Origin of the sequence: Winslowiella sp. 2C04, from assembly GCF_050037805.1 — a bacterium.
Lineage (GTDB): Bacteria > Pseudomonadota > Gammaproteobacteria > Enterobacterales > Enterobacteriaceae > Erwinia > Erwinia toletana_A.
In genome coordinates this window covers 1,693,343-1,718,834 of the sequence record NZ_CP188300.1, presented here as the reverse complement: position 1 = coordinate 1,718,834, position 25,492 = coordinate 1,693,343, and the positions used below count along the sequence as shown (strand labels likewise).

24 protein-coding genes and 1 other annotated feature are annotated in these 25,492 nt (G+C 48.4%); of the genes, 12 read left to right on the top strand and 12 right to left on the bottom strand.

Annotated elements, in window-relative coordinates:
• Positions 1–245: 245 nt before the first annotated feature.
• The gene (gene gabT, locus ACP3TC_RS07410) at positions 246–1,556 is read right to left on the bottom strand and encodes a 4-aminobutyrate--2-oxoglutarate transaminase (protein ID WP_426817883.1); all 1,311 of its coding nucleotides are present in this window, start codon (positions 1,554–1,556) and stop codon (positions 246–248) included.
• A gap of 95 nt (positions 1,557–1,651) precedes the next feature.
• Positions 1,652–3,067, bottom strand: coding sequence for a glutamine synthetase family protein (locus tag ACP3TC_RS07405; protein ID WP_426817882.1), 1,416 nt, complete (start codon positions 3,065–3,067; stop codon positions 1,652–1,654).
• 201 nt (positions 3,068–3,268) lie between these two features.
• Here ACP3TC_RS07405 and puuD point away from each other — a divergent pair, with 201 nt between their 5' ends.
• On the top strand, positions 3,269–4,033 hold the full coding sequence (gene puuD, locus ACP3TC_RS07400; RefSeq protein WP_313852685.1) for a gamma-glutamyl-gamma-aminobutyrate hydrolase: 765 nt from the start codon (positions 3,269–3,271) through the stop codon (positions 4,031–4,033).
• A 50-nt stretch (positions 4,034–4,083) separates the two neighbouring features.
• On the top strand, positions 4,084–5,361 hold the full coding sequence (locus ACP3TC_RS07395) for an NAD(P)/FAD-dependent oxidoreductase (RefSeq protein WP_426817881.1): 1,278 nt from the start codon (positions 4,084–4,086) through the stop codon (positions 5,359–5,361).
• A gap of 57 nt (positions 5,362–5,418) precedes the next feature.
• Here ACP3TC_RS07395 and ACP3TC_RS07390 read toward each other — a convergent pair whose 3' ends face one another.
• Positions 5,419–6,246: an SDR family oxidoreductase gene (locus ACP3TC_RS07390; RefSeq protein WP_313852687.1), complete on the bottom strand. Its 828-nt coding sequence runs from the start codon at positions 6,244–6,246 to the stop codon at positions 5,419–5,421.
• A 184-nt stretch (positions 6,247–6,430) separates the two neighbouring features.
• On the opposite strand from ACP3TC_RS07390, the gene hisL reads away from it, so the two are divergent.
• The 9 genes from hisL to hisIE all read left to right on the top strand — a co-directional run bounded on the left by hisL (position 6,431) and on the right by hisIE (position 13,706).
• Positions 6,431–6,478, top strand: a complete 48-nt coding sequence (gene hisL / locus ACP3TC_RS07385) for a his operon leader peptide (RefSeq protein ID WP_124231649.1) — start codon at positions 6,431–6,433, stop codon at positions 6,476–6,478.
• Positions 6,454–6,575: a sequence feature (His leader region), on the top strand. It overlaps the preceding gene by 25 nt.
• 68 nt (positions 6,576–6,643) lie before the next feature.
• Positions 6,644–7,543 (top strand): ATP phosphoribosyltransferase, encoded by a 900-nt coding sequence (gene hisG, locus ACP3TC_RS07380; protein ID WP_313852688.1) that lies wholly within the window; start codon positions 6,644–6,646, stop codon positions 7,541–7,543.
• A gap of 4 nt (positions 7,544–7,547) precedes the next feature.
• On the top strand, positions 7,548–8,855 hold the full coding sequence (hisD, locus tag ACP3TC_RS07375) for a histidinol dehydrogenase (RefSeq protein ID WP_426817880.1): 1,308 nt from the start codon (positions 7,548–7,550) through the stop codon (positions 8,853–8,855).
• Positions 8,852–9,946 (top strand): histidinol-phosphate transaminase, encoded by a 1,095-nt coding sequence (gene hisC, locus ACP3TC_RS07370; RefSeq protein WP_426817879.1) that lies wholly within the window; start codon positions 8,852–8,854, stop codon positions 9,944–9,946. Before hisD ends, hisC begins: the two co-directional genes overlap by 4 nt.
• Positions 9,943–11,010: a bifunctional histidinol-phosphatase/imidazoleglycerol-phosphate dehydratase HisB gene (gene hisB / locus ACP3TC_RS07365; protein ID WP_313852692.1), complete on the top strand. Its 1,068-nt coding sequence runs from the start codon at positions 9,943–9,945 to the stop codon at positions 11,008–11,010. The genes hisC and hisB overlap by 4 nt, the downstream gene beginning before the upstream one ends.
• Positions 11,010–11,600: an imidazole glycerol phosphate synthase subunit HisH gene (gene hisH, locus ACP3TC_RS07360; RefSeq protein ID WP_313852693.1), complete on the top strand. Its 591-nt coding sequence runs from the start codon at positions 11,010–11,012 to the stop codon at positions 11,598–11,600. The genes hisB and hisH overlap by 1 nt, the downstream gene beginning before the upstream one ends.
• A 5-nt stretch (positions 11,601–11,605) precedes the next feature.
• A complete protein-coding gene (gene hisA, locus ACP3TC_RS07355) occupies positions 11,606–12,343 on the top strand; it encodes a 1-(5-phosphoribosyl)-5-[(5-phosphoribosylamino)methylideneamino]imidazole-4-carboxamide isomerase (RefSeq protein ID WP_426817878.1) in 738 nt (245 codons plus the stop codon).
• Positions 12,325–13,101, top strand: a complete 777-nt coding sequence (hisF, locus tag ACP3TC_RS07350; protein WP_426817877.1) for an imidazole glycerol phosphate synthase subunit HisF — start codon at positions 12,325–12,327, stop codon at positions 13,099–13,101. Before hisA ends, hisF begins: the two co-directional genes overlap by 19 nt.
• Entirely contained in the window at positions 13,095–13,706 is a 612-nt protein-coding gene (hisIE, locus tag ACP3TC_RS07345; protein WP_313852696.1) for a bifunctional phosphoribosyl-AMP cyclohydrolase/phosphoribosyl-ATP diphosphatase HisIE, read from the top strand. Before hisF ends, hisIE begins: the two co-directional genes overlap by 7 nt.
• 134 nt (positions 13,707–13,840) lie before the next feature.
• Here the strand turns inward: hisIE and wzzB are convergent, their stop codons facing one another.
• From wzzB to ACP3TC_RS07305, 8 genes are all read right to left on the bottom strand, one after another.
• On the bottom strand, positions 13,841–14,854 hold the full coding sequence (gene wzzB / locus ACP3TC_RS07340) for an LPS O-antigen chain length determinant protein WzzB (RefSeq protein ID WP_313852697.1): 1,014 nt from the start codon (positions 14,852–14,854) through the stop codon (positions 13,841–13,843).
• 173 nt (positions 14,855–15,027) lie between these two features.
• Positions 15,028–16,434, bottom strand: a complete 1,407-nt coding sequence (gndA, locus tag ACP3TC_RS07335) for an NADP-dependent phosphogluconate dehydrogenase (RefSeq protein WP_052897548.1) — start codon at positions 16,432–16,434, stop codon at positions 15,028–15,030.
• A 232-nt stretch (positions 16,435–16,666) separates the two neighbouring features.
• The gene (locus ACP3TC_RS07330) at positions 16,667–17,326 is read right to left on the bottom strand and encodes a glycosyltransferase family 32 protein (RefSeq protein WP_313852699.1); all 660 of its coding nucleotides are present in this window, start codon (positions 17,324–17,326) and stop codon (positions 16,667–16,669) included.
• The gene (locus ACP3TC_RS07325) at positions 17,323–18,198 is read right to left on the bottom strand and encodes a glycosyltransferase family A protein (RefSeq protein WP_426817876.1); all 876 of its coding nucleotides are present in this window, start codon (positions 18,196–18,198) and stop codon (positions 17,323–17,325) included. The genes ACP3TC_RS07330 and ACP3TC_RS07325 overlap by 4 nt, the downstream gene beginning before the upstream one ends.
• Positions 18,180–19,490 carry a flippase gene (locus ACP3TC_RS07320; RefSeq protein ID WP_426817875.1) on the bottom strand — a complete coding sequence of 437 codons (1,311 nt, stop codon included), beginning with the start codon at positions 19,488–19,490 and terminating at the stop codon, positions 18,180–18,182. The genes ACP3TC_RS07325 and ACP3TC_RS07320 overlap by 19 nt, the downstream gene beginning before the upstream one ends.
• A gap of 5 nt (positions 19,491–19,495) precedes the next feature.
• On the bottom strand, positions 19,496–20,752 hold the full coding sequence (locus tag ACP3TC_RS07315) for an EpsG family protein (protein WP_426817874.1): 1,257 nt from the start codon (positions 20,750–20,752) through the stop codon (positions 19,496–19,498).
• Positions 20,739–21,557, bottom strand: a complete 819-nt coding sequence (locus ACP3TC_RS07310) for a glycosyltransferase (protein ID WP_426817873.1) — start codon at positions 21,555–21,557, stop codon at positions 20,739–20,741. Before ACP3TC_RS07310 ends, ACP3TC_RS07315 begins: the two co-directional genes overlap by 14 nt.
• Position 21,558: 1 nt before the next feature.
• Positions 21,559–22,317 (bottom strand): glycosyltransferase family 2 protein, encoded by a 759-nt coding sequence (locus tag ACP3TC_RS07305; protein WP_426817872.1) that lies wholly within the window; start codon positions 22,315–22,317, stop codon positions 21,559–21,561.
• 1,027 nt (positions 22,318–23,344) lie between these two features.
• Between ACP3TC_RS07305 and ACP3TC_RS07300 the strand changes: the two genes are divergently transcribed.
• Complete coding sequence (locus ACP3TC_RS07300) at positions 23,345–24,403, top strand: acyltransferase family protein (protein ID WP_426817871.1); 1,059 nt, start codon at positions 23,345–23,347, stop codon at positions 24,401–24,403.
• Between the two features lie 67 nt (positions 24,404–24,470).
• Here the strand turns inward: ACP3TC_RS07300 and galE are convergent, their stop codons facing one another.
• Positions 24,471–25,484: a UDP-glucose 4-epimerase GalE gene (gene galE, locus ACP3TC_RS07295; RefSeq protein WP_426817870.1), complete on the bottom strand. Its 1,014-nt coding sequence runs from the start codon at positions 25,482–25,484 to the stop codon at positions 24,471–24,473.
• Positions 25,485–25,492: the final 8 nt, after the last annotated feature.

Genomic DNA, 25,492 nt, shown 5'->3' with positions numbered 1-25,492 from the left:
GCGCCGTAGTCATCACGTTGGCGAATACCGGTAGTAACCGGTGCAGTGTTAAAATGTTGCCCCATCTTTCTTTTCCTCAACAAGTCACGTTCATGCGTGCTTAAAGCGACTATCTATCCGGAACCAGGTCCGGCCTCTGTATGTGCGATTTAGTAAAATGCAAAAAATAACCGGCGCTGTACGCGTCGGTTATTGTTTCTGTACCCAAAATCATTATGGATGCCGGAGGCATCGCTGCAACATCATTAATTCTGGGTACGTTTTGCAGGGCGCATATTCTGCACCACCTCGAGGGCAGAAGACAAGATGTTGAGACCTTCAGTAACAATTTCTTTGCTGGCGGTCAATGGAATCAGAAACCTGATCACATTCCCCCGTACGCCGCAGGACAATAACACCAGCCCCTGCCGCCCTGCTTCCTGTACCAGTGCCTGAGTCAACGCTTTATCCGGTTTGTGACGGTCCCGCTGCTCAACCAGCTCAATAGCGATCATCGCGCCGATACCGCGCACTTCACCGATGCAGTCAACGCGTTCAGCCAGCTGTTGCAGATGCTGCGTTACCCACTCGCCCTGCGCCTGCGCTTTGAGATTGAGCTGTTCCTCTTCGATTAAGTCGATTACCGCCAGCGCGGCGGCGATTCCCACCGGCGACCCCGCATAGGTGCCACCTAAGCCACCAGCCTGTGCTTTCTGCATTAACGCCCGTTTGCCGACCAGCGCCGACAGCGGAAAACCACCAGCAAGACTTTTTGCCATGGTCACTAAATCCGGCTCAACACCGCTGTGTTCAATGGCAAAGGTTTTTCCGGTCCGACAGAAACCACTCTGGATTTCATCGACAATCAGCACAATGCCGTGCTCATCACAGAGAGTACGCAGCTGTTGCAGAAAGTGGGTGGAGGCAGCATAGAATCCCCCTTCCCCCTGCACCGGCTCAATAATAATCGCCGCCACATCGTCCGGCGCCACGTCAGCGGCAAAAATGCCCTGTAATGCGCCAATTGCCTGCAATTCGCTGATGCCAAGATAACTTGCCGGATAAGGCGCATGAAAAATTCCGCCGGGAAACGGGCCGTAACCTTTTTTATACGGTTGCACTTTGCCGGTCAGCGCCATCCCCAGTAAGGTGCGGCCATGAAACGCCCCACGAAAAGCGATCACCGCAGTACGACCAGTGGCAATCCGCGCCACTTTAATCGCGTTTTCCACGGCTTCCGCACCGGTCGACATTAACAGCGTCTGTGTTGGCTGGTTAATCGGCACCAGCTGATTCAGCTTTTCTGCCAGTTCAATGTAGCTGCCGTAAGGCGTGACCTGAAAACAGGGATGGGTAAACTTCTCCAGCTGTGCGCTGACGGCCTGGATAACTTTCGGATGATTATGACCGGTATTCAGCACCGCAATGCCGGAGGCGAAGTCGATATAGCGCTTGCCCTCTGCATCCCACAACTCAGCATTACGCGCTTTTTCGATATAAACCTGTAAAGAATTGCCGACGCCCGGCGTTACCGCCGCCTCACGACGCGTCTGCCACTGCTGATTACTCTGCTTCATATAGTGATCCCTTTGGCATAAGTGCAAATCATCAGCATCGGCGGCCGCTATCAGCACCGCCGTTCAGGATTACGTTTAGTCATTCACGTAACGTATCAGGCATTTTTTAACATCCAGTCGATCTCTGTCGCTGTGATCAGCCGCTCAAAATGCATCAGTTCATGATGCTTACAACTGTGCCAGACAAAGCCGAAGCGTTTGCCGAGTAGCTTTTGCAATGGATAGCTCTGTTCAAACTCAACCAGCGCATCGCTCTGGCGAATCGGCAATGGATTTCCTGCGGCCTGATGACCGTTACCTTTTACCGGAGGGGGTAAAGGCAGTTGGTTATCAATGCCGTGCAGAATACCGGCCAGAATTGCCGCCACCACCAGATACGGATTAGCATCCGCGCCAGCGACGCGATACTCCACGCGATGATTATCGAGGTCACCGCAGGGAATGCGCAGCGCCACCGTGCGATTGTTGTGGCCCCACGAGGCCTGCAACGGCACAAAGGCATCGGGCAAAAAGCGGCGAAAGGCATTAACGTTGGGAGCCAGCAGCGCCATTGACGCCGGCATCAGATCGATCATCCCGGCCAGCGCACGTTCCAGCAGCGGTGAGTCGCTGCCGTCATCGCGGGCAAAAGCGTTATGATCGGCAGCATCCAGCATACTGATATGCACATGCATCCCGCTGCCGGCATACTCTTCATACGGCTTCGCCATAAAAGTGGCGTTCATCTGATGTTGCTCCGCCACCTGGCGCACCAGCCTCTTCAGCAGGATCGCATGGTCGCAGGCGCTGAGTACATTACGCGTATGGTGCAGGTTAATCTCAAACTGACCGGGCGAGGCTTCCGCCAGTGCCCCATCTGCCGGGATACCCTGCAATCCAGCCAGCGCATCAATATCCCCCAGCACCGCGGCAAAGCGATCAAGATTATCCAGCGAGTAGACCTGACTCTGCATATTACGATCGTTGCTACCCGGAGCGCAGGGTGGCTGAATATAGCCTTCAGCATCGCGTTTTTTGTCCACCAGATAGAACTCCAGCTCTACCGCTACCACCGGAAACAAACCTCGGTTACGCAGTTGCTGCCAGAGGTTATTAAGGACATTTCGCGGTTCAACGTCAAAGGGAGTGCCATCTTGATGTCGCATGGTCAACAGCACCTGCGCAAGATGTCGCGGGTCGGAAGCGGAAGGGATCAGCGTGCCGCTGACCGGAAGACAAATATTATCGGGTTCACCCAGCGCCTGGCCTAAACCGGCGGCTTCAACGGTATTGCCGAGAATATCCATGGCATAGACTGATGCCGGGAAGTAACAACCTTTTTCTGCTTTTGCCAGGCTGGCGAAGGGAATGCGTTTACCGCGAAAGACACCATTGAGATCGTTAAGAAGAAGATCGACATACTGCGTTTCAGGATGGCGTTCCAGATAGGTTTTAACCTCAATCTGGAACGCGCTGGTTCGTTTCTCTTCACTTTGTCTCGTGAAGTCTTCTACTTCCACCAGATTTGTCATGATTCCACCCGCCATTGACCTAAGGTTTCGGTTGTGCGTGATGCTCAAAATAACAACCACATCTCTAACATAGCGCCAACAGAAAAAGTGTGCAAATGTTACAAATTGGTTTGAATAATGAACAGCTGATTGCTAGATTGGAAATCGGGTGCTCAGTTTTTGCCCAGCCGCCAGATAGCCTGACAGCACTGTGAGGGAGTGATGGGCATTATTTATAACAAGCCATTGATCGGCGTAGTGATGTGCCAGATTGTTGATGCTGGCCACCGCAGCCAGAGTGTACATAACAAATATCTCGACGCCGTTTTTTCCGCCGGTGGCGTGCCGCTTTGCCTGCCGCACTGCCTGACCAATCAACCCGAGGCATTAGCCAATGCGATGTCCGTGCTGGACGGGATTTTACTTACCGGTAGCCCGAGCAATATCGAACCCTTTCACTATGGTGCAGCCGGCACCGAGCCGCTGGCTGATCCTGGCCGCGATAAACTTGCCTTTGCGCTGATCGACCAGTCAATTAAGCGAAAAATGCCACTGCTGGCGATTTGCCGCGGCTTACAGGAACTGGTAGTGGCAACCGGCGGTAGCTTACATCGCCAGTTACACCTGCAACCCGGCTTGCAGGATCACCGTGAAAATGAAGCGCTGCCGCTGGAAGATCAATATGCCCCTGCTCATGAGGTGCAGCCAGAACCCGGCGGATTGCTGGCGAGCTTGCTTAACAGCAGCGAAAAACTGCGGGTTAACTCATTACATCAACAAGGTATCCGCACCACAGGCGCGCAACTTTGCATCGAAGCGCGCGCGGCCGATGGTCTAATCGAAGCGGTCAGTCTGCGCCAGCATCCGTTTGCGCTTGCCGTGCAATGGCATCCGGAATGGCAGAGCGAAAACTCGGCGCAGTCACGAGATTTATTTGCTGGCTTTATTCACGCCTGCCACCGCTATCAAAAAGAGATCCGCCGATAAACCAGGCCATACGGGCGAGACTAAACCAACATGATGACTCTGGAGCTGGTATGAAACACCCGGAGAGTTACTACGCGGCCACGGCAAACCATCATCAGCGCTGGCCGCAGCTGACAGAGAGCATTCAGTGCGACGTTTGCATTATTGGCGGCGGCTTTACTGGCCTCTCCTCAGCGCTGTTTCTGACCGAAGCCGGTTACGATGTGGTGCTGCTGGAAGCCGCGCAGATTGGCTTTGGTGCCAGTGGCCGTAACGGCGGACAGGTGGTCAACTCATACAGTCGTGATATTGAGGTGATTCAGCAGCGATATGGGCCAAACGTCGCCAAAATGCTGGGCAGTATGATGTTTGAGGGTGCAGATATCATCCGTGACCGTATCGATCGCTATGCAATTGACTGCGATTATCGACCGGGCGGGATTTTTGCCGCGCTGAACGCGCGACAAATGGGCCACTTACGCGCACAGAAAACGTTGTGGGAAAGTTATGGTAACCGTGAATTAACCCTGCTGGATAGCGCAGGCATGCAGCGCGAAGTTGCATCTGAACGCTACGTCGGCGGGCTGCTCGACCGGCGCGGAGGGCATTTGCATCCGCTTAATCTGGCGCTTGGCGAGGCCGAAGCGATTCGCCGCCATGGTGGTCGTATTTATGAACAATCCGCCGCTACTGCGGTGGCGTATGGCAGCCCGAACCGGATAAAAACCGCTGGCGGCGAGGTTAGCGCAAAGTTTGTGATATTTGCCGGTAATGCTTATCTGGCACCGCAGCTGGAGCCACGACTCAGCAGTAAAAGCATGCCCTGCGGCTCGCAGATTATTACCAGCGAGCCGCTGAGCGCAGAACTGGCGCGTGCGTTACTGCCGTCTAATTATTGTGTGGAAGACTGCAACTATCTGCTGGATTATTTTCGGCTTACGGCAGATAACCGCCTGCTGTATGGCGGCGGCGTGATTTATGGCGCGCGCGACCCGCAGGATATTGATGCGCTGATTCGTCCCAAACTGCTGAAAACCTTTCCGCAGCTTGGCAACATCAAATTCAGCCACCGCTGGAGCGGTAACTTCCTGCTGACATTGTCACGGATGCCACAGTTTGGTCGACTGGAGAACAACGTCTATTATATGCAGGGCGACAGTGGGCATGGCGTCACCTGCACCCACCTTGCGGGCAAGCTGATTGCTGAAACACTGCGCGGTGATGCCGAGCGTTTTGACGCCTTCGCCAGTATTCCACATTTGCCTTTTCCCGGCGGTCGCCGCTTTAAAGTCCCGCTGACCGCCATCGGTGCCGCCTGGTATGCGCTGCGCGATCGACTGGGTGTTTAGTTTGAGAAGCCCGTTTCCGTCACGGGCGGCAGGAACACCGCCCGTGAGTTATCCGCACTATGCCAGCGGCATTTTCTGCGGATCGGGCCAGCTATATTCAAATCCGAGATCGCTGCAAATCTTATTGCCGTCGATAATTTTGCCGCTCGACGCCCCGCTGTCTGCTAAAAAAGTCGGGGGTGTCAGACCAAGCTGGCGGGCAACGGCCGGATAGAACTGGCTGCGCGCCGGATGCTGCGGCGCACTCAGATTGTAGACACGTCCGCCTACCGGCGTTTGCAGCAGCAGAGTTATCGCCTCCACCACATCGTCCAGATGCACTAAATTAACGCCATGTGCGCCATCGGCCACATCCGTTCTGCCAGCCAGAAAACGCCCCGGATGACGATTTGGCCCGACCAACCCGGATAAGCGCACAATATCCACGGAGGTGCCTGGCAAATCATGCAGCCAGTTTTCCAGCTCCACCAGCGTTCTGCCGGCCACCGTTTCCGGCTCCAGCGGGCTGTCCTCGCGCATAGTTCCCGCGCCTTTACCGTAAACCGAGGTTGAACTGGTAAACACAATGCGCGGCACTTCAAATGCCAGTGCGCTGTCGACTATTTGCTGCACCGCCTGAACATATTGCTCACCGCCCTCAACCGTGCGGCTGGCCGGAAGCGTCACCACCAGCGCATCGACGCTGAGCAGCGCCTCAAGATCGTCAGAATCGCAGATCAATTCTGGCGTTAACTCCAGCTGATAACCATCAATGCCGCACATGCGCGCCGCCTCCACACCGTCCGGCGTGGTCTTGCTGCCGCTAACCTGCCAGCCACGAGCAGCCAGCGCCATCGCCAGTGGCATTCCTAACCACCCCAGTCCCACTATCGCGACTTTTTTCATGCCTCAACTCCATGCAGTTTCGCTCTGAAGGTTAAGGCTACGCCACAGACGCTATACTGACAATCAACGCTTACATCGCTTAATGAGAGAATCTTTCATGGTTGGTAAAAAAGTGTTGCCATCAGCGCTATTCCCGGTTAGGTTATTTACACATTAAATGAATACACATTCATACGGAATTTTTATGACACGCGTTCAGTTCAGCCACCATCATCACCATCACCCTGACTAGTCTTTCAGGCGATGAGTGCTGGAAGACATTTAGATCTTCCAGTGGCGCAGAACGCACAGAGAGCCCCCGGAAGATCGTCTTCCGGGGGCTTTTTTTTGGACTTAACGCGGCATCAGAACCGTAGCAAATATCAGATTGCAAACCAGCAGACAGAGGACAGAACAAATGTTAGATAAAAGCCGTTTACGCATAGCTATGCAGAAATCAGGCCGTTTAAGTGATGAATCACGCGAGCTGCTGGCACGCTGCGGCATCAAAATTAATCTCCAGCAGCAGCGCCTGATCGCCTTCGCTGAAAATATGCCTATCGATATCATGCGCGTGCGTGATGACGATATCCCGGGCCTGGTGATGGACGGCGTGGTTGACCTCGGTATCATCGGTGAGAACGTACTGGAAGAAGAGCTGCTGACCCGTCGCGCTCAGGGTGAGGATCCGCGTTATCTGACGCTGCGCCGCCTCGATTTCGGCGGTTGTCGCCTGTCGCTGGCGATGCCGGTCGATGATGAGTACACCGGTCCGCAATGCCTGCAAAATACCCGTATCGCCACCTCTTATCCTCACCTGCTGAAGCAATATCTCGATAAACAAGCGGTTAACTTTAAATCCTGCCTGCTGAATGGTTCGGTCGAAGTGGCACCTCGCGCCGGTCTGGCGGATGCCATCTGCGACCTGGTTTCCACTGGCGCCACGCTGGAAGCCAACGGCCTGCGTGAAGTCGAAGTTATCTACCGTTCAAAAGCCTGCCTGATTCAGCGCGACGGCGAGATGCCAGCCGAGAAGCAACAACTGATCGACAAGCTGATGACCCGCATTCAGGGCGTCATTAAAGCACGCGAATCCAAATACATTATGCTGCACGCGCCAAGCGATCGGCTGGAAGAGGTGATTGCCCTGCTGCCTGGCGCCGAGCGCCCTACCGTGCTGCCGCTGGCTGGCGATCAAAGCCGTCTTGCCATGCACATGGTCAGCAGTGAGACGCTGTTCTGGGAAACCATGGAAAAATTGAAAGCGCTCGGTGCCAGCTCAATTCTGGTGCTGCCAATTGAGAAGATGATGGAGTAAGGCCATGAGCGCGTTCAATACCGTTATCGACTGGCAGGCATGTAACGCCGAACAGCAGCAGAGTTTACTGACGCGTCCGGCTATTTCGGCTTCTGAGAACATCGCGCAGACCGTGCGTGGCATTCTCGATAAAGTAAAAAATGAAGGTGATGAAGCGCTACGTTATTACAGCGCCACCTTTGATAAAACCCAGGTTGATGCGCTGCGGGTCAGCGAACAGCAAATCAGCGCCGCCGCGGCACGTCTTGGGGACGACCTTAAACAGGCGATGGCGGTAGCGATCGGTAATATCGAGAAATTCCACCTTGCGCAGCAGCTGCCAGTGGTGGATATCGAAACTCAGCCCGGCGTACGCTGCCAGCAGATTACCCGTCCGGTGGCGTCGGTAGGCTTGTATATTCCCGGCGGTTCCGCTCCGCTGTTCTCAACGGTATTGATGCTGGCCACCCCGGCACGCATCGCCGGTTGTCAGCGCGTGGTGCTGTGCTCGCCACCGCCGATTGCCGATGAAATTCTCTACGCCGCGCAGCTGTGTGGGGTGCAGGAAGTGTTTCAGGTTGGCGGCGCGCAGGCGATTGCCGCGCTGGCGCTGGGTACTGAATCAGTACCGAAAGTAGACAAAATTTTTGGTCCGGGCAACGCCTGGGTTACCGAGGCGAAACGCCAGGTGAGCCAGCGTCTCGATGGTGCAGCCATTGATATGCCTGCCGGTCCTTCTGAAGTGCTGGTAATTGCCGATGCTGAAGCCACGCCGGCTTTCGTTGCCTCGGACCTGCTGTCGCAGGCAGAACACGGCCCGGACTCGCAGGTGATTTTACTGACGCCATCCTTCGAGCTGGCTGAAGCGGTCGCCGTTGCCGTTGAACAGCAGCTGGCCGAACTGCCGCGCGCCGAAACCGCGCGTCAGGCCTTAGCCAGCAGCCGCCTGATCGTGACGCGCGACCTGCAACAGTGTATCGACATTTCGAACCGTTACGGACCGGAGCACCTGATCATTCAGACCCGTCAGGCTCGCGATCTGGTCGACAGCATCACCAGCGCCGGTTCGGTGTTTCTCGGCGACTGGTCGCCGGAATCGGCCGGTGATTACGCCTCCGGTACTAATCACGTGCTGCCAACCTATGGCTATACCGCCACCTGCTCCAGTCTTGGGCTGGCGGACTTCCAGAAGCGGATGACGGTGCAGGAACTGACGCCAGAGGGCTTTATGAACCTGGCGGCCACTATTGAAACACTGGCCGCCGCCGAGCAGCTGACTGCCCATAAAAATGCCGTCACACTGCGCGTTGCTGCGCTGCGGGAGAAAGCATGACTACGCTGAATATTGAAGATCTGGCGCGCGCCAATGTGCGCGCTCTGACCCCGTATCAGTCGGCACGCCGTCTCGGCGGCAACGGAGACGTCTGGCTGAACGCCAACGAATATCCGCTGGCGATACCGTTTGAATTAAGTCAGCAAACGCTGAATCGCTATCCTGAATGCCAGCCAAAACGGGTTATCGAGCGCTATGCCGCCTATGCGGGCCTGACGCCGGAGCAGGTGCTGGTCAGTCGCGGTGCTGATGAAGGCATTGAGCTATTGATGCGCGCTTTCTGCGAGCCGGGTAAAGATGCAGTACTGTTCTGCCCGCCAACTTACGGCATGTACAGCGTCAGTGCCGAAACCATCGGCATTGAGTACCGCACCGTTGAAGCTCGTGCCGACTGGCAGCTGAATCTGCCAGCGATTGCTGAACAGCTTGACGGCGTCAAACTGGTCTATGTTTGCAGCCCGAATAATCCGACCGGTAACCTGATCAACCCGGACGATTTCCGTCAGCTGCTGGAAATGACGGCCGGTAAAGCATTAGTGGTGGCGGATGAAGCCTATATTGAGTTCTGCCCGCAAGCGACGCTGGCAGGCTGGTTAAAGGACTACCCACAGCTGGTGGTGCTGCGTACCCTGTCAAAAGCCTTTGCGCTGGCAGGATTACGCTGCGGCTTCACGCTGGCTAACAAGCCGGTTATCGACCTGCTGATGAAAGTGATTGCCCCCTATCCGCTCTCAACTCCGGTGGCCGATATCGCCGCACAGGCGCTAAGCGAACAGGGTATTATCCTGATGCGTCAACATACCGATGAGCTGATTGCCAACCGCAAATGGCTGATTGACGCTTTGAAAGGCTGCGATTGTGTTGAACAGGTGTTCGACAGCAATACCAATTATATTCTCGCGCGCTTTACCGCCTCGAGTCAGGTATTTAAAACTCTCTGGGATCAAGGCATTATCTTACGTGACCAGAATAAACAACCGGGTCTTGCCGGATGCCTGCGCATCTCAATTGGCACCCGTGAAGAGTGCGAGCGTGCCATCGCCGCATTGAAACCTTTACCCGGCGCAGCTGTAACCAGGGAGCAAGCATGAGCCAGAAGACGCTTTTTATCGACCGTGACGGCACGATTATTTCCGAGCCACCTGAAGATTTTCAGGTTGACCGCATGGACAAACTGGCCTTCGAACCAGACGCAATTCCCGCGCTGCTGGCTTTGCAACAGGCCGGTTATCAACTGGTGATGATCACCAATCAGGATGGTCTCGGCACCAGCAGCTTCCCGCAGGCAGATTTTGACGGCCCGCATAATTTAATGATGCAGATCCTCAACTCGCAGGGCGTAAAGTTCGACGATATTCTGATTTGCCCGCACAAACCGGAAGATAACTGTGATTGCCGCAAGCCGAAAGTACAGATGGTTGAAGCCTGGCTGGCAGAAGGCGTGCTGGATAAGGCCAACAGTTATGTGATTGGCGATCGTGCGACCGATATTGAGCTGGCCGAAAATATGGGCATCGGCGGCCTGCGCTACAGCAAAGATGGACTCGACTGGCAGCAAATCAGTCAGCAGCTGACTAAACGTGACCGCTACGCAAAGGTAAACCGTAATACCAAAGAGACACAGATTGAAGTTGAAGTCTGGCTGGACCGTGAAGGCGGCAGCAAGATCAATACCGGCGTCGGCTTCTTTGACCATATGCTCGATCAGATCTCTACCCACGGCGGTTTCCGCATGTTTATCGATGTTAAAGGCGATCTGTACATCGACGATCACCATACGGTGGAAGATACCGGTCTGGCGCTCGGTGAGGCCTTGCTGAAAGCGCTGGGCGATAAACGTGGCATTGGTCGTTTTGGCTTTGTGCTGCCGATGGATGAGTGTCTGGCACGCTGTGCGCTGGATATCTCCGGCCGCCCGCACCTCGAATATAAAGCCGAATTCAGCTATCAGCGTGTTGGTGACCTGAGCACTGAAATGGTCGAGCACTTCTTCCGTTCGCTCTCTTATTCGATGGCCAGCACCCTGCACCTGCGCACCAAAGGCAAAAACGATCACCACCGCGTTGAAAGCCTGTTTAAAGCCTTTGGCCGCACGCTGCGTCAGGCAATCCGCGTTGAGGGCAACACCCTGCCGAGCTCGAAAGGAGTGCTGTGATGAACGTCGTCATTCTTGATACCGGCTGCGCTAACCTGTCGTCGGTAAAATGGGCGATTCAGCGCCTCGGTTATGACCCGCTGGTCAGCCGTGAAGCCGAAGTCGTGCTCCAGGCCGATAAACTGTTTCTGCCGGGCGTTGGCACCGCGCAGGCGGCGATGGACCAGTTACGCCAGCGCGAGCTGATTGAGCTGATCAAAGCCTGTACCCAGCCAACGCTGGGTATCTGCCTTGGCATGCAGTTACTGGGTGCTTCCAGCGACGAGAGTGGCGGCATTAAGACGCTGGGCATTATCGATCAGCCGGTCAATAAGATGCAGGACGTCGGCCTGCCGCTGCCGCATATGGGCTGGAACCAGATTACGCCGCAGGCGGGCAATCATCTGTTCCGTGGCATCGATGACGGCGCTTACTTCTACTTTGTCCACAGCTACGCCATGCCGATCAATGAATTCACTATCGCGCAGTGCAACTACGGCGAACCCTTCACTGCCGCTGTGCAGAAAGATAATTTCTTTGGCGTGCAGTTCCACCCTGAACGTTCCGGTGCCGCTGGTGCACAGCTGATGAAAAACTTCCTGGAGATGTAACCGCGATGATTATCCCGGCTTTAGATTTAATTGATGGCAAAGTGGTACGTCTGCATCAGGGCGATTATGGCCAGCAGCGTGACTATGGCAGCGATCCGCTGCCACGCCTGCAGGATTATCAGCGCCAGGGCGCTGAAGTATTGCACCTGGTCGACTTAACCGGAGCAAAAGATCCGGCGGCGCGGCAGATTCCTCTGCTGCAAAAACTGCTGGCTGGCGTCACTATTCCGGTACAGGTCGGCGGCGGCATTCGAACGAAGCAGGACGTGGCGGCGCTCCTTGACGCGGGTGCAGCGCGCGTGGTGGTCGGCTCAACGGCGGTGAAGCAGCCGGATGAAGTACAGCAATGGTTCAAAGAGTACGGCGCGGATGCGATTGTACTGGCGCTGGACGTGCGCATTGATGCGGATAACCGCAAAGAAGTGGCGATCAGTGGCTGGCAGGAAGCGGCGGGCGTCACGCTGGAACAGGTGATTGAGCAGTTTCTGCCGGTTGGCCTGAAACATGTACTCTGCACCGATATCTCACGTGATGGCACCCTGAGCGGTTCTAACGTCGAGTTGTATAAAGAAGTGACCGCGCGTTATCCGCAAATTGCTTTCCAGTCCTCCGGCGGCATTGGTTCGCTGGAGGATATTGCTGCGCTGCGCGGCTGTGGCGTTCAGGGCGTGATTGTTGGTCGCGCGCTGCTTGAAGATAAATTTACCGTGACGGAGGCGATTTCATGCTGGCAAAACGGATAATTCCTTGCCTTGATGTGCGTGACGGCCAGGTGGTTAAAGGCGTACAGTTCCGCAATCATGAAATTATTGGTGATATTGTGCCACTGGCACAACGCTATGCGCAGGAAGGCGCTGATGAACTGGTATTTTATGATATCACCGCCTCTTCCGATGGTCGGGTAGTTGATAAAAGCTGGGTATCACGCGTGGCAGAAGTGATTGATATTCCGTTCTGCGTCGCCGGTGGCATTAAATCCGCAGAAGACGCGGCACAGATTCTGTCTTTTGGCGCGGATAAAATTTCGATTAACTCACCGGCGCTGGCCGATCCTGAGCTAATCACCCGCCTCGCCGACCGGTTTGGCGTACAGTGCATTGTGGTCGGCATTGATACCTGGTTTGACGAACAGAGCGGTAAATATCACGTCAACCAGTATACCGGCGACGAAAGCCGCACCCGCGTCACCCAGTGGGAAACGCTGGAGTGGGTACAGGAAGTACAGAAGCGCGGTGCCGGGGAAATCGTACTGAATATGATGAATCAGGACGGCGTACGAAACGGCTACGATCTCGTTCAGCTGAAAAAAGTGCGTGAGGTGTGTAAAGTGCCGCTAATTGCCTCTGGCGGTGCCGGCACCATAGAACATTTTCATCAGGCATTCCGTGACGCTGACGTTGATGGCGCGCTGGCTGCATCGGTATTTCACAAACAGATTATCAATATTGGCGAGCTGAAAAGGTTCCTGGTGGAACATGGTGTGGAGATTCGCGTGTGTTAACAGAACAACAATTGTCCCAACTGGATTGGGTAAAAACTGACGGTATGATGCCGGTTGTGGTACAGCATCGCGTCTCTGGCGAAGTGCTGATGCACGGTTATATGAATCAGCAAGCGCTGGATAAAACCCTGAGTGAAGGCCATGTTACCTTCTTCTCGCGCACTAAACAGCGTTTGTGGACCAAAGGTGAGACTTCAGGGAACTTCCTGAAGGTGGTCAGCATCACGCCGGACTGCGATAACGATACCCTGCTGGTGCTGGCGGACCCGATTGGCCCAACCTGCCACCTTGGCACTTCCAGCTGCTTCTCGCCGGCTGCTGCGGACTGGACTTTCCTTTACCAGCTGGAACAGCTGCTGGCAGAGCGCAAGCATGCCGACCCGAAAAGCTCCTACACCGCCAGCCTGTACGCCAGTGGCACCAAGCGTATTGCACAAAAAGTTGGTGAAGAAGGTGTGGAAACGGCGCTGGCCGCGACGGTCAATGACCGCCATGAGCTGACTAACGAAGCTTCAGACCTGATTTATCACCTGTTAGTGCTGCTACAGGATCAGGAACTCGATCTGAGCGCCATTATCGCCAACCTGCGTGAACGCCATAAATAAGCCCCACTAAACCTGTAAGAGCGCCGTTTTCGCCGCTGGTGCCGGCGATTGGTACTCTGCCTTAATGATTCTAAGCACCATAAAAAAACCCGGCCTCAGCCGGGTTTTTTCGCTATCAATGATGCTTAACGCAATTAGTGGCTTTCACGATAGTTACGCGCCATATTACGTCCCAGCACAATCGCTGAACCAATAACTCCACCAAATACAATCGCAAGCAACATGGTCAGTGTTCTTTTCGGGCTGGTGCGACGAATTGGCAGGTCGGGTTTCATAATAAAGCGATATGATTGCAGGTTATCTACCTGAATTTTGAGATTCTGGATGGATAATAATGCACGTTGGGTAGCGTAATAATGATCGTCAAACGGTAATGGCTTAGTACTCTCGTTGACGATCATTGCGTTTAATGACGTAGTGCCCAGCAGATAGAGCGTATCATCGGATAAAAATTCGGCCTGACGTAACTCTAACTTATCAATACCTGAGGCTTCAGCGATTTTTAGCGCCTGCTTCAGCACCTCAATACGCTGCTGCTTTTTGTCCTTAGCAACTTCCACCTGCGATATCAATGATTCACCCAGCTCACGCTCTTTTACCGCCAGGTTGCGCTTAATATCAGCACCGAAATCATCGACCACATCATCATTAACGGTCTGAATATACTTCGTCAGCTCCTGCTGGGCCTGCTTAGCGCTTTCAGCGCTAAAAGTGATGCTCAATGGATCATTTTGTCCTTTCACTACTTGATCAACTTTCAGATCCAGTGGTTCTTCAAGATTTTGTAGCGATCCGGAAAGCGCAGAAATTGAGGCGCTGAAACGCCCAAACAGCTGACGCTGAAGATCGTTAATCGCCAGCTTATCCTGCGGATACTGGGCATAAAGCACATTTAACGCCGCATTATAGTTGGCAACCTGTCCCGCACTTGGCGTGGTAATAATCGCCTCAGAAGTCCACTTCTCTTTAGCAACCACCAAATAGAGACCGGCAATAATCATCATAACGACAGTAGCAACAATAATTGTCACTTTTCCGCGCCACAGCTGAGCAATCACATCGAGCAAATCCAGCTCATCATTATTATTGTAAAAGGTTTGACGCAGCGGGGACTGTTCAACGACTTCAGGCTTGTTGTTGTTACTCATAATTTCCTTGCAAAATCACTCAACGAAGAAAACAGTACGAATAGTGGCAGTACCAGAGTGTTCTGCCAATGGACTGAGAAAAATAGCTGAAATATGGGAAAAATCGAAGAGAAAACATCTGAAATTTACATTCGGAGGAAAAACTCCCGCCGAAGCGGGAGTTTATGACTGTCTTAGTCCAGCCACTCGGTGTGGAACACACCGTCTTTATCGATACGCTTATAGGTATGCGCACCAAAGTAGTCACGCTGCGCCTGAATCAGGTTAGCCGGCAGTACCGCTGAACGGTAGCTGTCGTAGTAGGCAATCGCGGCAGAGAAAGTCGGAGTTGGAATACCGTTCTGAACGGCATAAGCCACCACGTCACGCAGCGCTTGCTGATACTCATCAGCGATGTTTTTGAAGTAAGGAGCCAACAGCAGGTTAGCGATGTTAGCGTCATCGGCGTATGCATCGGTAATTTTCTGCAGGAACTGGGCGCGGATAATGCAACCCGCGCGGAAGATTTTAGCAATCTCACCGTAGTGCAGATCCCAGTTATTCTCATCAGAAGCTGCTTTCAGCTGTGAGAAGCCCTGAGCATAAGAGACGATTTTACCGAGGTACAGAGCGCGACGCACCTTCTCAACAAACTCGGCTTTATCACCACTTACCGCCTGAACAGTTGGGCCGCTCAGAACTTTAGAAGCCGCAACACGTTGTGTTTTCAGTGAAGACAGGTAGCGCGCAAATACCGATTCAGTAATCAGTGACAGCGGCTCGCCGAGATCCAGTGAGCTTTGGCTGGTCCACTTACCGGTGCCTTTGTTCGCTGCTTCATCCAGAATCACATCGACCAGGTATTTACCTTCTTCATCTTTCTTAGTGAAGATATCTTTGGTGATGTCGATCAGATAGCTGCTCAGCTCGCCTTCATTCCACTCGCTAAAGGTTTTAGCCAGATCTTCATTGCTCAGGTTCAGTGCATTTTTAAGCAGAGAATAAGCTTCAGCAATCAGCTGCATATCGCCATATTCGATACCGTTATGCACCATCTTCACATAGTGACCCGCGCCGTCCGGACCGATATAAGCGACGCAAGCTTCACCTTCTGCACGTGCAGCAATCTCTTCAAGGATTGGTGCAACCAGCTGATAAGCTTCTTTCTGGCCACCAGGCATGATAGAAGGGCCTTTCAGTGCGCCCTCTTCGCCACCGGAAACACCGGTACCAATAAAGTTAAAGCCCTGCTCGGACAGCTCACGGTTACGGCGGATGGTATCTTTATAGAAGGTATTACCACCATCGATCAGGATATCGCCTTTATCGAGGTGTGGGGTCAGGGAAGCGATAGTCTTATCGGTTGCTTCACCTGCCTGCACCATCAGCAGGATACGACGTGGTTTTTCCAGTGAATCAACAAACTCTTCAATGGTGTAGTGTGGAACCAGCTTCTTGCCTGGGTTCTCAGCAACGACTTCATCTGTTTTTTCACGTGAACGGTTGAAGATAGAAACTGAATAGCCGCGGCTCTCGATATTCAGAGCCAGGTTGCGGCCCATTACAGCCATACCTACAACGCCGATCTGTTGCTTGGACATTACATACTCCTGTCTGATTAAAACCCTATGCAGGCCAAACCTGCAATTAGATAATACTTCTGATGTTAACTCAGAACATATCAAAGTAGGTAGCAATTGGTGTGATAGATGAGGAAGAATAATAACCTTATAAACCTTAGTTCAAGAGGCTAATATTTCACCGCTTGATGTGTGACTTCGGGTGAGCTGATGGGCTTTTTCAGTCAGTCCGTTGCCACGTTCATGCACACGATTATTTTATAAACTTATTCTTAGAAATTATCCGTTTAACTTTTGCCACGATGCGCTCCGGCACCGAAGGTCTCCAGGAATAATTCCAGTGATGTATTGCATGAGTGTTCTCAGTGAGATCGCTAAACATAAGATTTTTTATAGGATATGCAAAAGGATTATAGGGATAGAAATAGTCGCGCGAATAAACCTTTAGCATCGGGAAGCTATTATTTTCATAAACATATTGAAAAATTTTAGGCATTGGGATGAAATCTTTTAGTAAAGACGCCCTGACTTCATCTAAACATTTAGTCATAAATGCATCACCCACCTGCGCACCTATTATAGCGCATCCCATGTACTGCTCAGACTCCATACCGACAAAGCATTGATGTTCGAGAAAGGAGTCAAAACTTTTAACCAGTTCCACATCAGTATCGAGATAAACACCACCATGCTTAACCAATATATCTAACCTTGCGAAATCCGCACAAAAGGCCCACTGTTTTTTTTCAAAAGCTTTGGCAAAACCGGGATCGTCAGAGAAATAGTTGCTTTCATCCCAGCGTTTGATTTCGTAATCTGGCAAATACCTTTTCCAGGATTCAATACACTTCGTCTCCAGCGCCGGGAAATCACGGCCGCCAAACCAGATGAAGTGAAGGACTTTTGGTATCATAATTTCTTTTCCAATTTTAATTTTACAAACATTAACAGCGTCATCAAGGAAAAAGATAAAAAGCGTCCTGGCGAACTGGCACTATAAATCTCACGCAGATTTCTAAAAGAAAAAATCGGGCAAAAATGGTAAGCGCTTTGCTTGTAGATATTTGCATCAATATTTTTAAGTTGCATATTCGATTTGATAAATGCCAGCACACCCTGTGGGTTAGCCTGTAACAATTTAAAATAATTATTTGTTAATCCACCGGATAAATATTCACCAAGATAGATAACCTTATTAAAGCCCAGCAACCCACCACTTTCGAAAATACGGTTCCATACATAAGACTCAGTAACAAATTTTTCGCCGGCGAAAAGTGGAAAAGGATGTTCAATCATCTGCGCTTTGCGCACAATAATTGCCTTATCCCCTTTTACTGCAACAAATTTGCAGCTGTTAAGCTCACAGCAATCTTGTGGGAAATGCCCATCAGGTACTGGTGTATCTGCATAACCTCGCGTCATTCCCCTGAGGTAAACCAGCCCCTTGACTGAATCCTGACTTTCCTGAATCTGCAGATTGAGGATGGCTATCGCATCTGGCACCAAAGTGTCATCGCTATCAACAATAAATATCCAGTCAGAGTGTGCCCCGGCCACTCCCTGGTTCACAGCGGCATGCTTACCCTGGTTATGCTGACGGATGAAATTTATGCCGAAGCTGGCTCGCTGACGAAAACCGTCAATCTCATCTTCCAAACCGTCAACCGACCCGTCGTCAACAACGATCCATTCAAATCGCTGGTCAGTTTGCAATAGTAAGGATTCAAACAGGGATTTTATAATATCCTTCCGGTTATAGACCGGCGTCAGGACTGAAATAAGCATTTTATTTTCCGATAGTCACGAAACACACCCAGAGGGTTAAACACCGCCAGCAATGCCTGACATTGCAGTACAAATATCGATCTAACTCTTTTAATGAAGAGGAAAAACAAGAAGTTCGCGATAAAGTAGGAAGCCAGTGAAACAACTGAAGCTCCAACTGCGCCGTATGCAGGGATAACCAGAAGATTCAGTGCGACATTGAATACTGCGGCAACTACCGTTTTATAGATATCAAGATTGATTTCATCGTTGGCATAAAGCCACTTCGAAGAAAAAGCGCCCATAAAGACAAACAAACTGGACCAAATATGAATCGACAGCACTTTTGCCGACGCCACCATAGGCTCGCCGTATAATACCTGCAGAATATAACCACCGAAAATGGTGATAAATATTGAGGCGAACAGTGTCAGATAAATGACCAACGTAATCATCCACTGTAACAGGAATAAACAGTCACTTTTACGGTTTTTCAAATGTATTATTTTGGGGAAAAACGCACTGGCTATAACGCCAGCCATGAAAAACCAGATCGTCGATATTTTCAATGCTGCGTTAAACACCCCAACTTCCTCGACTCCTGAAAACTTCTCCAGCATCAGGCTATCAACCTGAACAAATATCGCCACACTCAGGGTAGAGATAATCAGCTTCGAGCCGACAACCAGATAGCTTTTGGTAATAGTTTTGTCATAACGCCACAGAACGCGCCTGTCGAAATAAAAAAAATAGATAGCGACCGCAACGAGGAACTGCACAAAATAATAAAACGCAAATGAAAAGAAAATTAGCTCTGGCCACTGCAAATTGGCTAAGAAGGTGAAACCAAAACCAAATACCATCGATAACATAATGGTGATAGCACGAAACTTCGATTCGACCAGCGCGCTGTAATGCCAAAAAATTGTCTTACTGAATATACTAAAGAAATTGGCAACAACAAAGACGATAAAGTAGGTGTTGACGTGAGCAATATCCTGATAAAAAGCCCTGATTATCAACCAGAAAAATATACTATAAGCAATTGCACCGAAAAACTGAATGGTAATGGCCGAACCGATCTCTACTCCAGCACGCTCTTTAGTTTCGACAATCCTTTTGACCACCACCACATCAATCCCCAGCATAAACAGGGACATTAACAGCTGAGAAAGGTTGTTAATGGTCGACCAGCCCCCCAGTATTTCCAGATCGTAAAGTCGTTTGATAGAGACGAATATATACAGCTGGAAGACCAACATAAGAAACCGGTCAGCCAGCATCCAGATTAGGTTGAATAGATATTTTTTCATCTGGATTAATCGTTACCATTATCCAGATAAACTACGCCATGCTGAACTCGGTCTGACAATTCATCAATGACCTGGAACAGGTTATAGGTTATAGGCTGGTTGTTATAGAAAGTGTAATCATTACCATTTGAGCTAACCACACTCATCGAATACATAAATGGTAATATATTGATTGCCAGTAAAACTGCAATACGCTTATAGGCAATAGAATTATTCGCCGGATTTTTGAAGAAGTAGAAGATGAACACCGAAGAGTATGAAAATATAATAATTCCCAACCGATTGGATACAGTAGGAAACGGTAACATCAAAAAGAATATCAACACTTCTTTTAAAAACAGATAATAGGTAACTGTATCAATACCTTTAGATTTACTAATCAAGTAAAGCAAAGCCAGTGCATTGATGGCCGTTAGGACAACGTACGACAATGGCATAACACTAAACCTGCTATTGTTAACCACTGAGTTTGATTTTTGCAACAGTGATTCTCCAAGAGGTGTAAACTTTACAAATGCTAACAGTGCAAGCCCAATAAATAATACCATAATCATTATCTTGAACACGCTTTGAATGCCAGCTATTTTTTTCTTATACAAAACAGCAAAATAGTACACCGCAATATTAATGATGCCAGAAATGTGCGCGGTAAAACTCAATAAAAACAGCAAAAATCTGACTTTACTATTACGCGTTGCATAGACGGCATAAATAAAAATAACCAAAGAGAGATTTTGTCTTAATACATATGAAAGTGACTCTATAAAACCTAGTGTAAAAAAAAGCGAACCAAATAATGCCAAATGATAGCGTCGATTGACCTTAATGCACGTTGCATAAATTACTGAAAATATTATAAAGTATACAGTAATTAAAAACATTTGATCATTGTTCGAGAAAAGCCAACCAGTGGCTTTCATAATTAGCAGAACAAGTATTTCTACACCATGCCCGAAACGTTGATAATTAAATATATCTATTGTTCCGTTATTGATCTGATGATAAACATTCATGTACTCCGCTAGATCGGAGAAAGGTTGCAATGTTGCATAAAAGGTAACAGCGCAGAGAAGAATCAGCGGAGAGAATAAAATCCGTAAGCGAGAGTCAACAAAAGGGGATATAAAGCAAAAAAACAGGATAAATATCAATGGCGACAAAAATAATAATATAAGACTCAATACTAGTGCAGATAAATTTGAATATAATTTTATTTGTTGTTTAGAAGGCTCATGCCCACAGAGATAATTAACTTTTCCCACACTCATTATAACCTTTAATTAGTAATTTCAAAGAAGTTAATTTGCGGAATGCATTCCTTTTAGAAGGTTTTAAAACAAACTTTCGCATCCAGAAGAGTAATGTAATGATTAACCCCTTCGCAGCACCATAGCAGCGACGGAATAATACGCCACGCGATTTAAGCATTAGCGCATCAAAGAATAATTTTTCTCCAGTACTCTCATCAGGGTGATTAGTCACTGATATTGGCAGAAAAACAATTTCCTGACCTGAATTTTGTATGTCAGACAGCATCACTGCCTCTTCTCCTACGGGCCAACCCGCCCCCAAACCGAAAGATTCATCAAACCGTATATTTTGCTTTTTCAACAATCCGATGTTAAGACACATTTCTATGGAAGAGACCTTCAGTATATCCAATGAACTTAAAGTAAATGATTTTTTTTTATATTTTTTCCTTAACTCATCGTGTTCATTGGTGCTCTGGAACTGTAGATGCTGATGGCGATGAGTGGAAAGATGATCGATCAAATTACTCAATCCCTCGGGAATATACTTAACATCGTCATCACTGATAATTAGAAAATCATAACCCTGATCCATTGCCGCTTGCAGTAAGGTGTTTCTGCTACGGCTTAAACCTTTCTCGTATTTGACGATAACATTTATTGAGCTAAGATCATAACTTTCCATTGGGAAGACAGCAGACGCATCTGAGACCTGCTGACAAATTATAATATCACACTCTCGACTTATATCTTTTGAATTCGAAAGTGCACTATATACACCATCATTCATGGTAGAGATGCCAATAGCAACTTTCATCTTATCCCCGAAACACTGCACGATATGCATAGTTAACAAATGAATATATCGTTTTGATAAAATTAAGCTTTTCCACGTCACGATAAATTTGCCATTGTCTTGCAGCTTTTTTAAATTTATTTCGTGAGATAGAGTTCTGAACGATACGATAATCAGTTAGGCATTCCTGTAGGAGATAAGCTGTTTTATGTTGTTTTAAAATTTTTAACCAGAATGCATAATCCTGTCCGGTACGTAACAACGGCATGGTCATATCGCTAATAATACCGTTTTTGATCACTACGGTTGAACAACCCAGGGTAGCCCTTTTGCACAGCATATCACTGTAAGTGAACGAGGTTTGCTTGTTTTTTAAATCAATTTTTTTATTTAAAACAATTCCCTGCTCATTAATTAATCGATATGCAGTGAAAGTAAACTGATAATTATTCTCACGCATAAAAGCAATCTGCTTACTGAGTTTATCAGGGTGCCATAAATCATCGCTATCAACAAAAGCCAGATATTCGCCCTTAGCGCGACGCAGACTTTCATTACGAGATACTGCTGCACCTTGGTTAACAATGTTTTTCTTAATACAAACGCGCAAGTCTTGTGCCGCTATTCTTTCAAGTAAAGACCATGTATTATCTTTTGAACAATCATCGGTGATCAACCACTCCCAGTTTTCATAAGTCTGATTCAGCAGACAAGCGAAAAGCGCTTCGATAAACTCAGCCGAATTATAGGTTGCAGTTATAATACTGACTTTAGGATTCACAAAAACACCTCAAAAGATTAATCACGAATGCGTGTAGTATCAAAATTTGTATAAATTTTATCGTTCATCTATTTACGAGACCAATAAGTCGGTTTATGAATATAATTAACGTTGTCCTAAACACAACTTTTTTGAAACCACGCTACCGCCCCTGGCTTCCAGCAACCAGTTGCTGCAGTAACGCCAGCGATGTGAACTCAGGCGACAGGATACGCGTTTTGCCAGAGGATTTCACTCAGGATTTATCCTGGAGCATCATGGTAAACACCTTGTGTGTGGCATCAGCTCGCTAGGGTAAGCGATAATTTTGGTACTAACTGATCTCTTACACAAGTGTTAAGTGTAAAAGTATTGGCTGAGTTGTAAAATGATAGGCGAACGGATGATGAAGCGGTTACATTACATACAGTAATGGTGACTCAGATACCTCGATGTCCTGCGTAAAAAGATACCCTTAAGACGATCAGATCTGAGTCGATCTTGCCCTCATAAATTATCAATCATCAATCATCAATCATCAATCATCAATGGCAGCATCAATTGAAAACGATACTTTAATTTGAACGAAGGTATTTTTTTCATCCAGCTAATGAAGACTTTTCTCAATTTAAGATTCGAGTAGCATCCCCCTTCAATCAAATAACACTTCTCTTTTGCTACTTCATAATTTCAGTGCTATATAAAACAGGCACCTTTACACACCACAAGATTCTTATACTTTGATAGACAAATGGAGAGGATTACAAATAAACGATAGTCTCGTTTATTTGTAATCGGAAATTGAAAAAATTGGTATACACGTCGCAATCACTATTTAAGTTCACAGAGGTAATTATGACAGCCTGACTAATAACGTATGTTCATCAGAAAGGTTACAAGTATAGCCATTTTTACCGGAAATTATCACCACAATAAATCATTATCAGTAATACGATAAGCATGATAACAACTTTCGGATAAAACCAGTATTAATTTACCAATAGTTACCAATAATAGGGGGAACTTTCACGTTCCTAAGGTATTCACAATGCGTTATTATTACGGCCTTGACTCATTAAGAGCAATAATGATGATTTTCGGCATTTTTATTCACGCTGCTCTATTTGTTAATTACTCAGATTGGTCTTATAAAAGTGTTCATGGTACAAGTACAATTATTAGCCTCGTTTTTCAGTATGTAAGTTTGTTCCGAATGGAATGCTTTTTTATTTTATGTGGATTTCTTGCCTGCATGCTCTTTACTCATAAAGATAGAAAATACTTTCTAAATAATCGTAAAGAACGTGTAATGGTACCTTTGCTTTCCAGCTTTATACTTTTCATTCTCATACCAAATATTTTGATAAAAAATCAGTTAACCTACGAACTCAAGCATCTGTGGTTTCTTTTGACGCTACTTATCCTGTCCCTGATAAGCTGTTATCAGCCAGTACTTAACCTTATCAAAAAGCTCACTTTAAATGTCAAGTTCTGTTGTGCGATTTCATTTATATTTTTTACATGGGCCGTGTTAAGCTTTGTGGGAACTAAAATAAACACGAATGGAATAACCAATGAGCTTTTTGAAAATATGATATTGAGACCATTATATTTTTCTGTTTTTTACTTGACTGGCTTTATGCTTTTCAAAAGAGAAAACCTAAAAATCATCGAAAATAGGATTTATTACATCGCATTCTTTGCAGTTGTTTTTAGTATAGCATCCACTTACCTTTATGATAAAAAATATATTATACAAAATATTTCATTCGTTGAGCAACTTTTCAAAACATGTTCAGACTTCCTTTCAGGCATGTTTATCAGCTTGTCACTGCTATTCATATTTCTGAGAATTGACTATAGTAGCCGGTTGATTAACTTCCTCAAAGATAGTTCTTTAATTATTTATGTATCACATTTTGGAGTTATTCAGCTTCTTGCACCGCAGGTTGATAAAATATCTGACAATGTTTATGACTTCTATATTTATCTCTGCCTGGCCACGCTTATGAGTTGCGTAATTATTTATCATATCATCAATTTTTTCAATTTTACTCGATTTTTATTTGGAATTAGAAACAGCAGGCGTAGTGCAACAACAACTTAACTTTGCTGCCAGAAAAAAAAAGCCTCCTTTTTGGAACTAAAGGAGGCTGTTTAATGAATAATATTTGTTAGTTAAAACCCTGCGGATTTTTCGACTGCCAGTTCCAGGTGTCGCGCATCATTGCATCGATTCCACGCGTAACTCGCCAGTTAAGCTCCTGATCGGCCAGCGTAGCATCTGCCCAGAAGGCGGCAAGATCACCATCACGTCGGGAAGATATCTGGTACGGCACCTTACGACCCGAGGCATTTTCAAATGCATGAACCATTTCAAGCACTGAATATCCCTTACCTGCCCCAAGATTGTAGGCTTTGTAGCCGTTGATCGCGGACAAGTGATCAAGCGCTTTCAGATGCCCTTCTGCAAGGTCAACAACGTGGATATAGTCACGTACGCCTGTGCCATCTTCAGTGTCATAATCATCACCAAAAATGCCCAATTTTTCCAGCCGACCAATAGCTACTTGCGCAATATAAGGCAACAGATTATTTGGAATCCCGTTAGGATCTTCACCGATTTCCCCGGACTCATGCGCGCCAACAGGATTAAAATAGCGCAGCGCGATCGCTTTAACGTTGCTGTTTGCTTTTGCATAATCCTGTAAAATCTGTTCAACCATCAGCTTTGAGGTGCCGTAAGGGCTGGTGGTGCCACCAATAGGAGTGGTTTCAACGTAAGGAACTGGCGCATCAGCACCGTACACCGTTGCACTTGAACTGAAAATTATTTGATAAATGCCAGCGCTATGCATCTCTTCCAGTAATACCACGGTACCTGAAACGTTATTCTCATAGTATTTAAGCGGCTTGCGTGTAGATTCACCTACCGCCTTTAATCCGGCAAAATGAATCACAGCACTGATGTTATAACTGGCAAAGATATCTCGTAGACAGGCACGATCAAGAACATCACCTTCGCAGAACACCGCACTTTTACCGGCAAGCTTTTCAACGCGATTAAGTGATTCACGCGAAGCATTGCTGAGATTGTCCAGCACTACTACATCATCACCGCGCTCCAGAAGCGCCAGAACCGTATGGGAACCAATATAGCCAGCCCCACCGGTTACTAAAATAGCCATTTCAACTC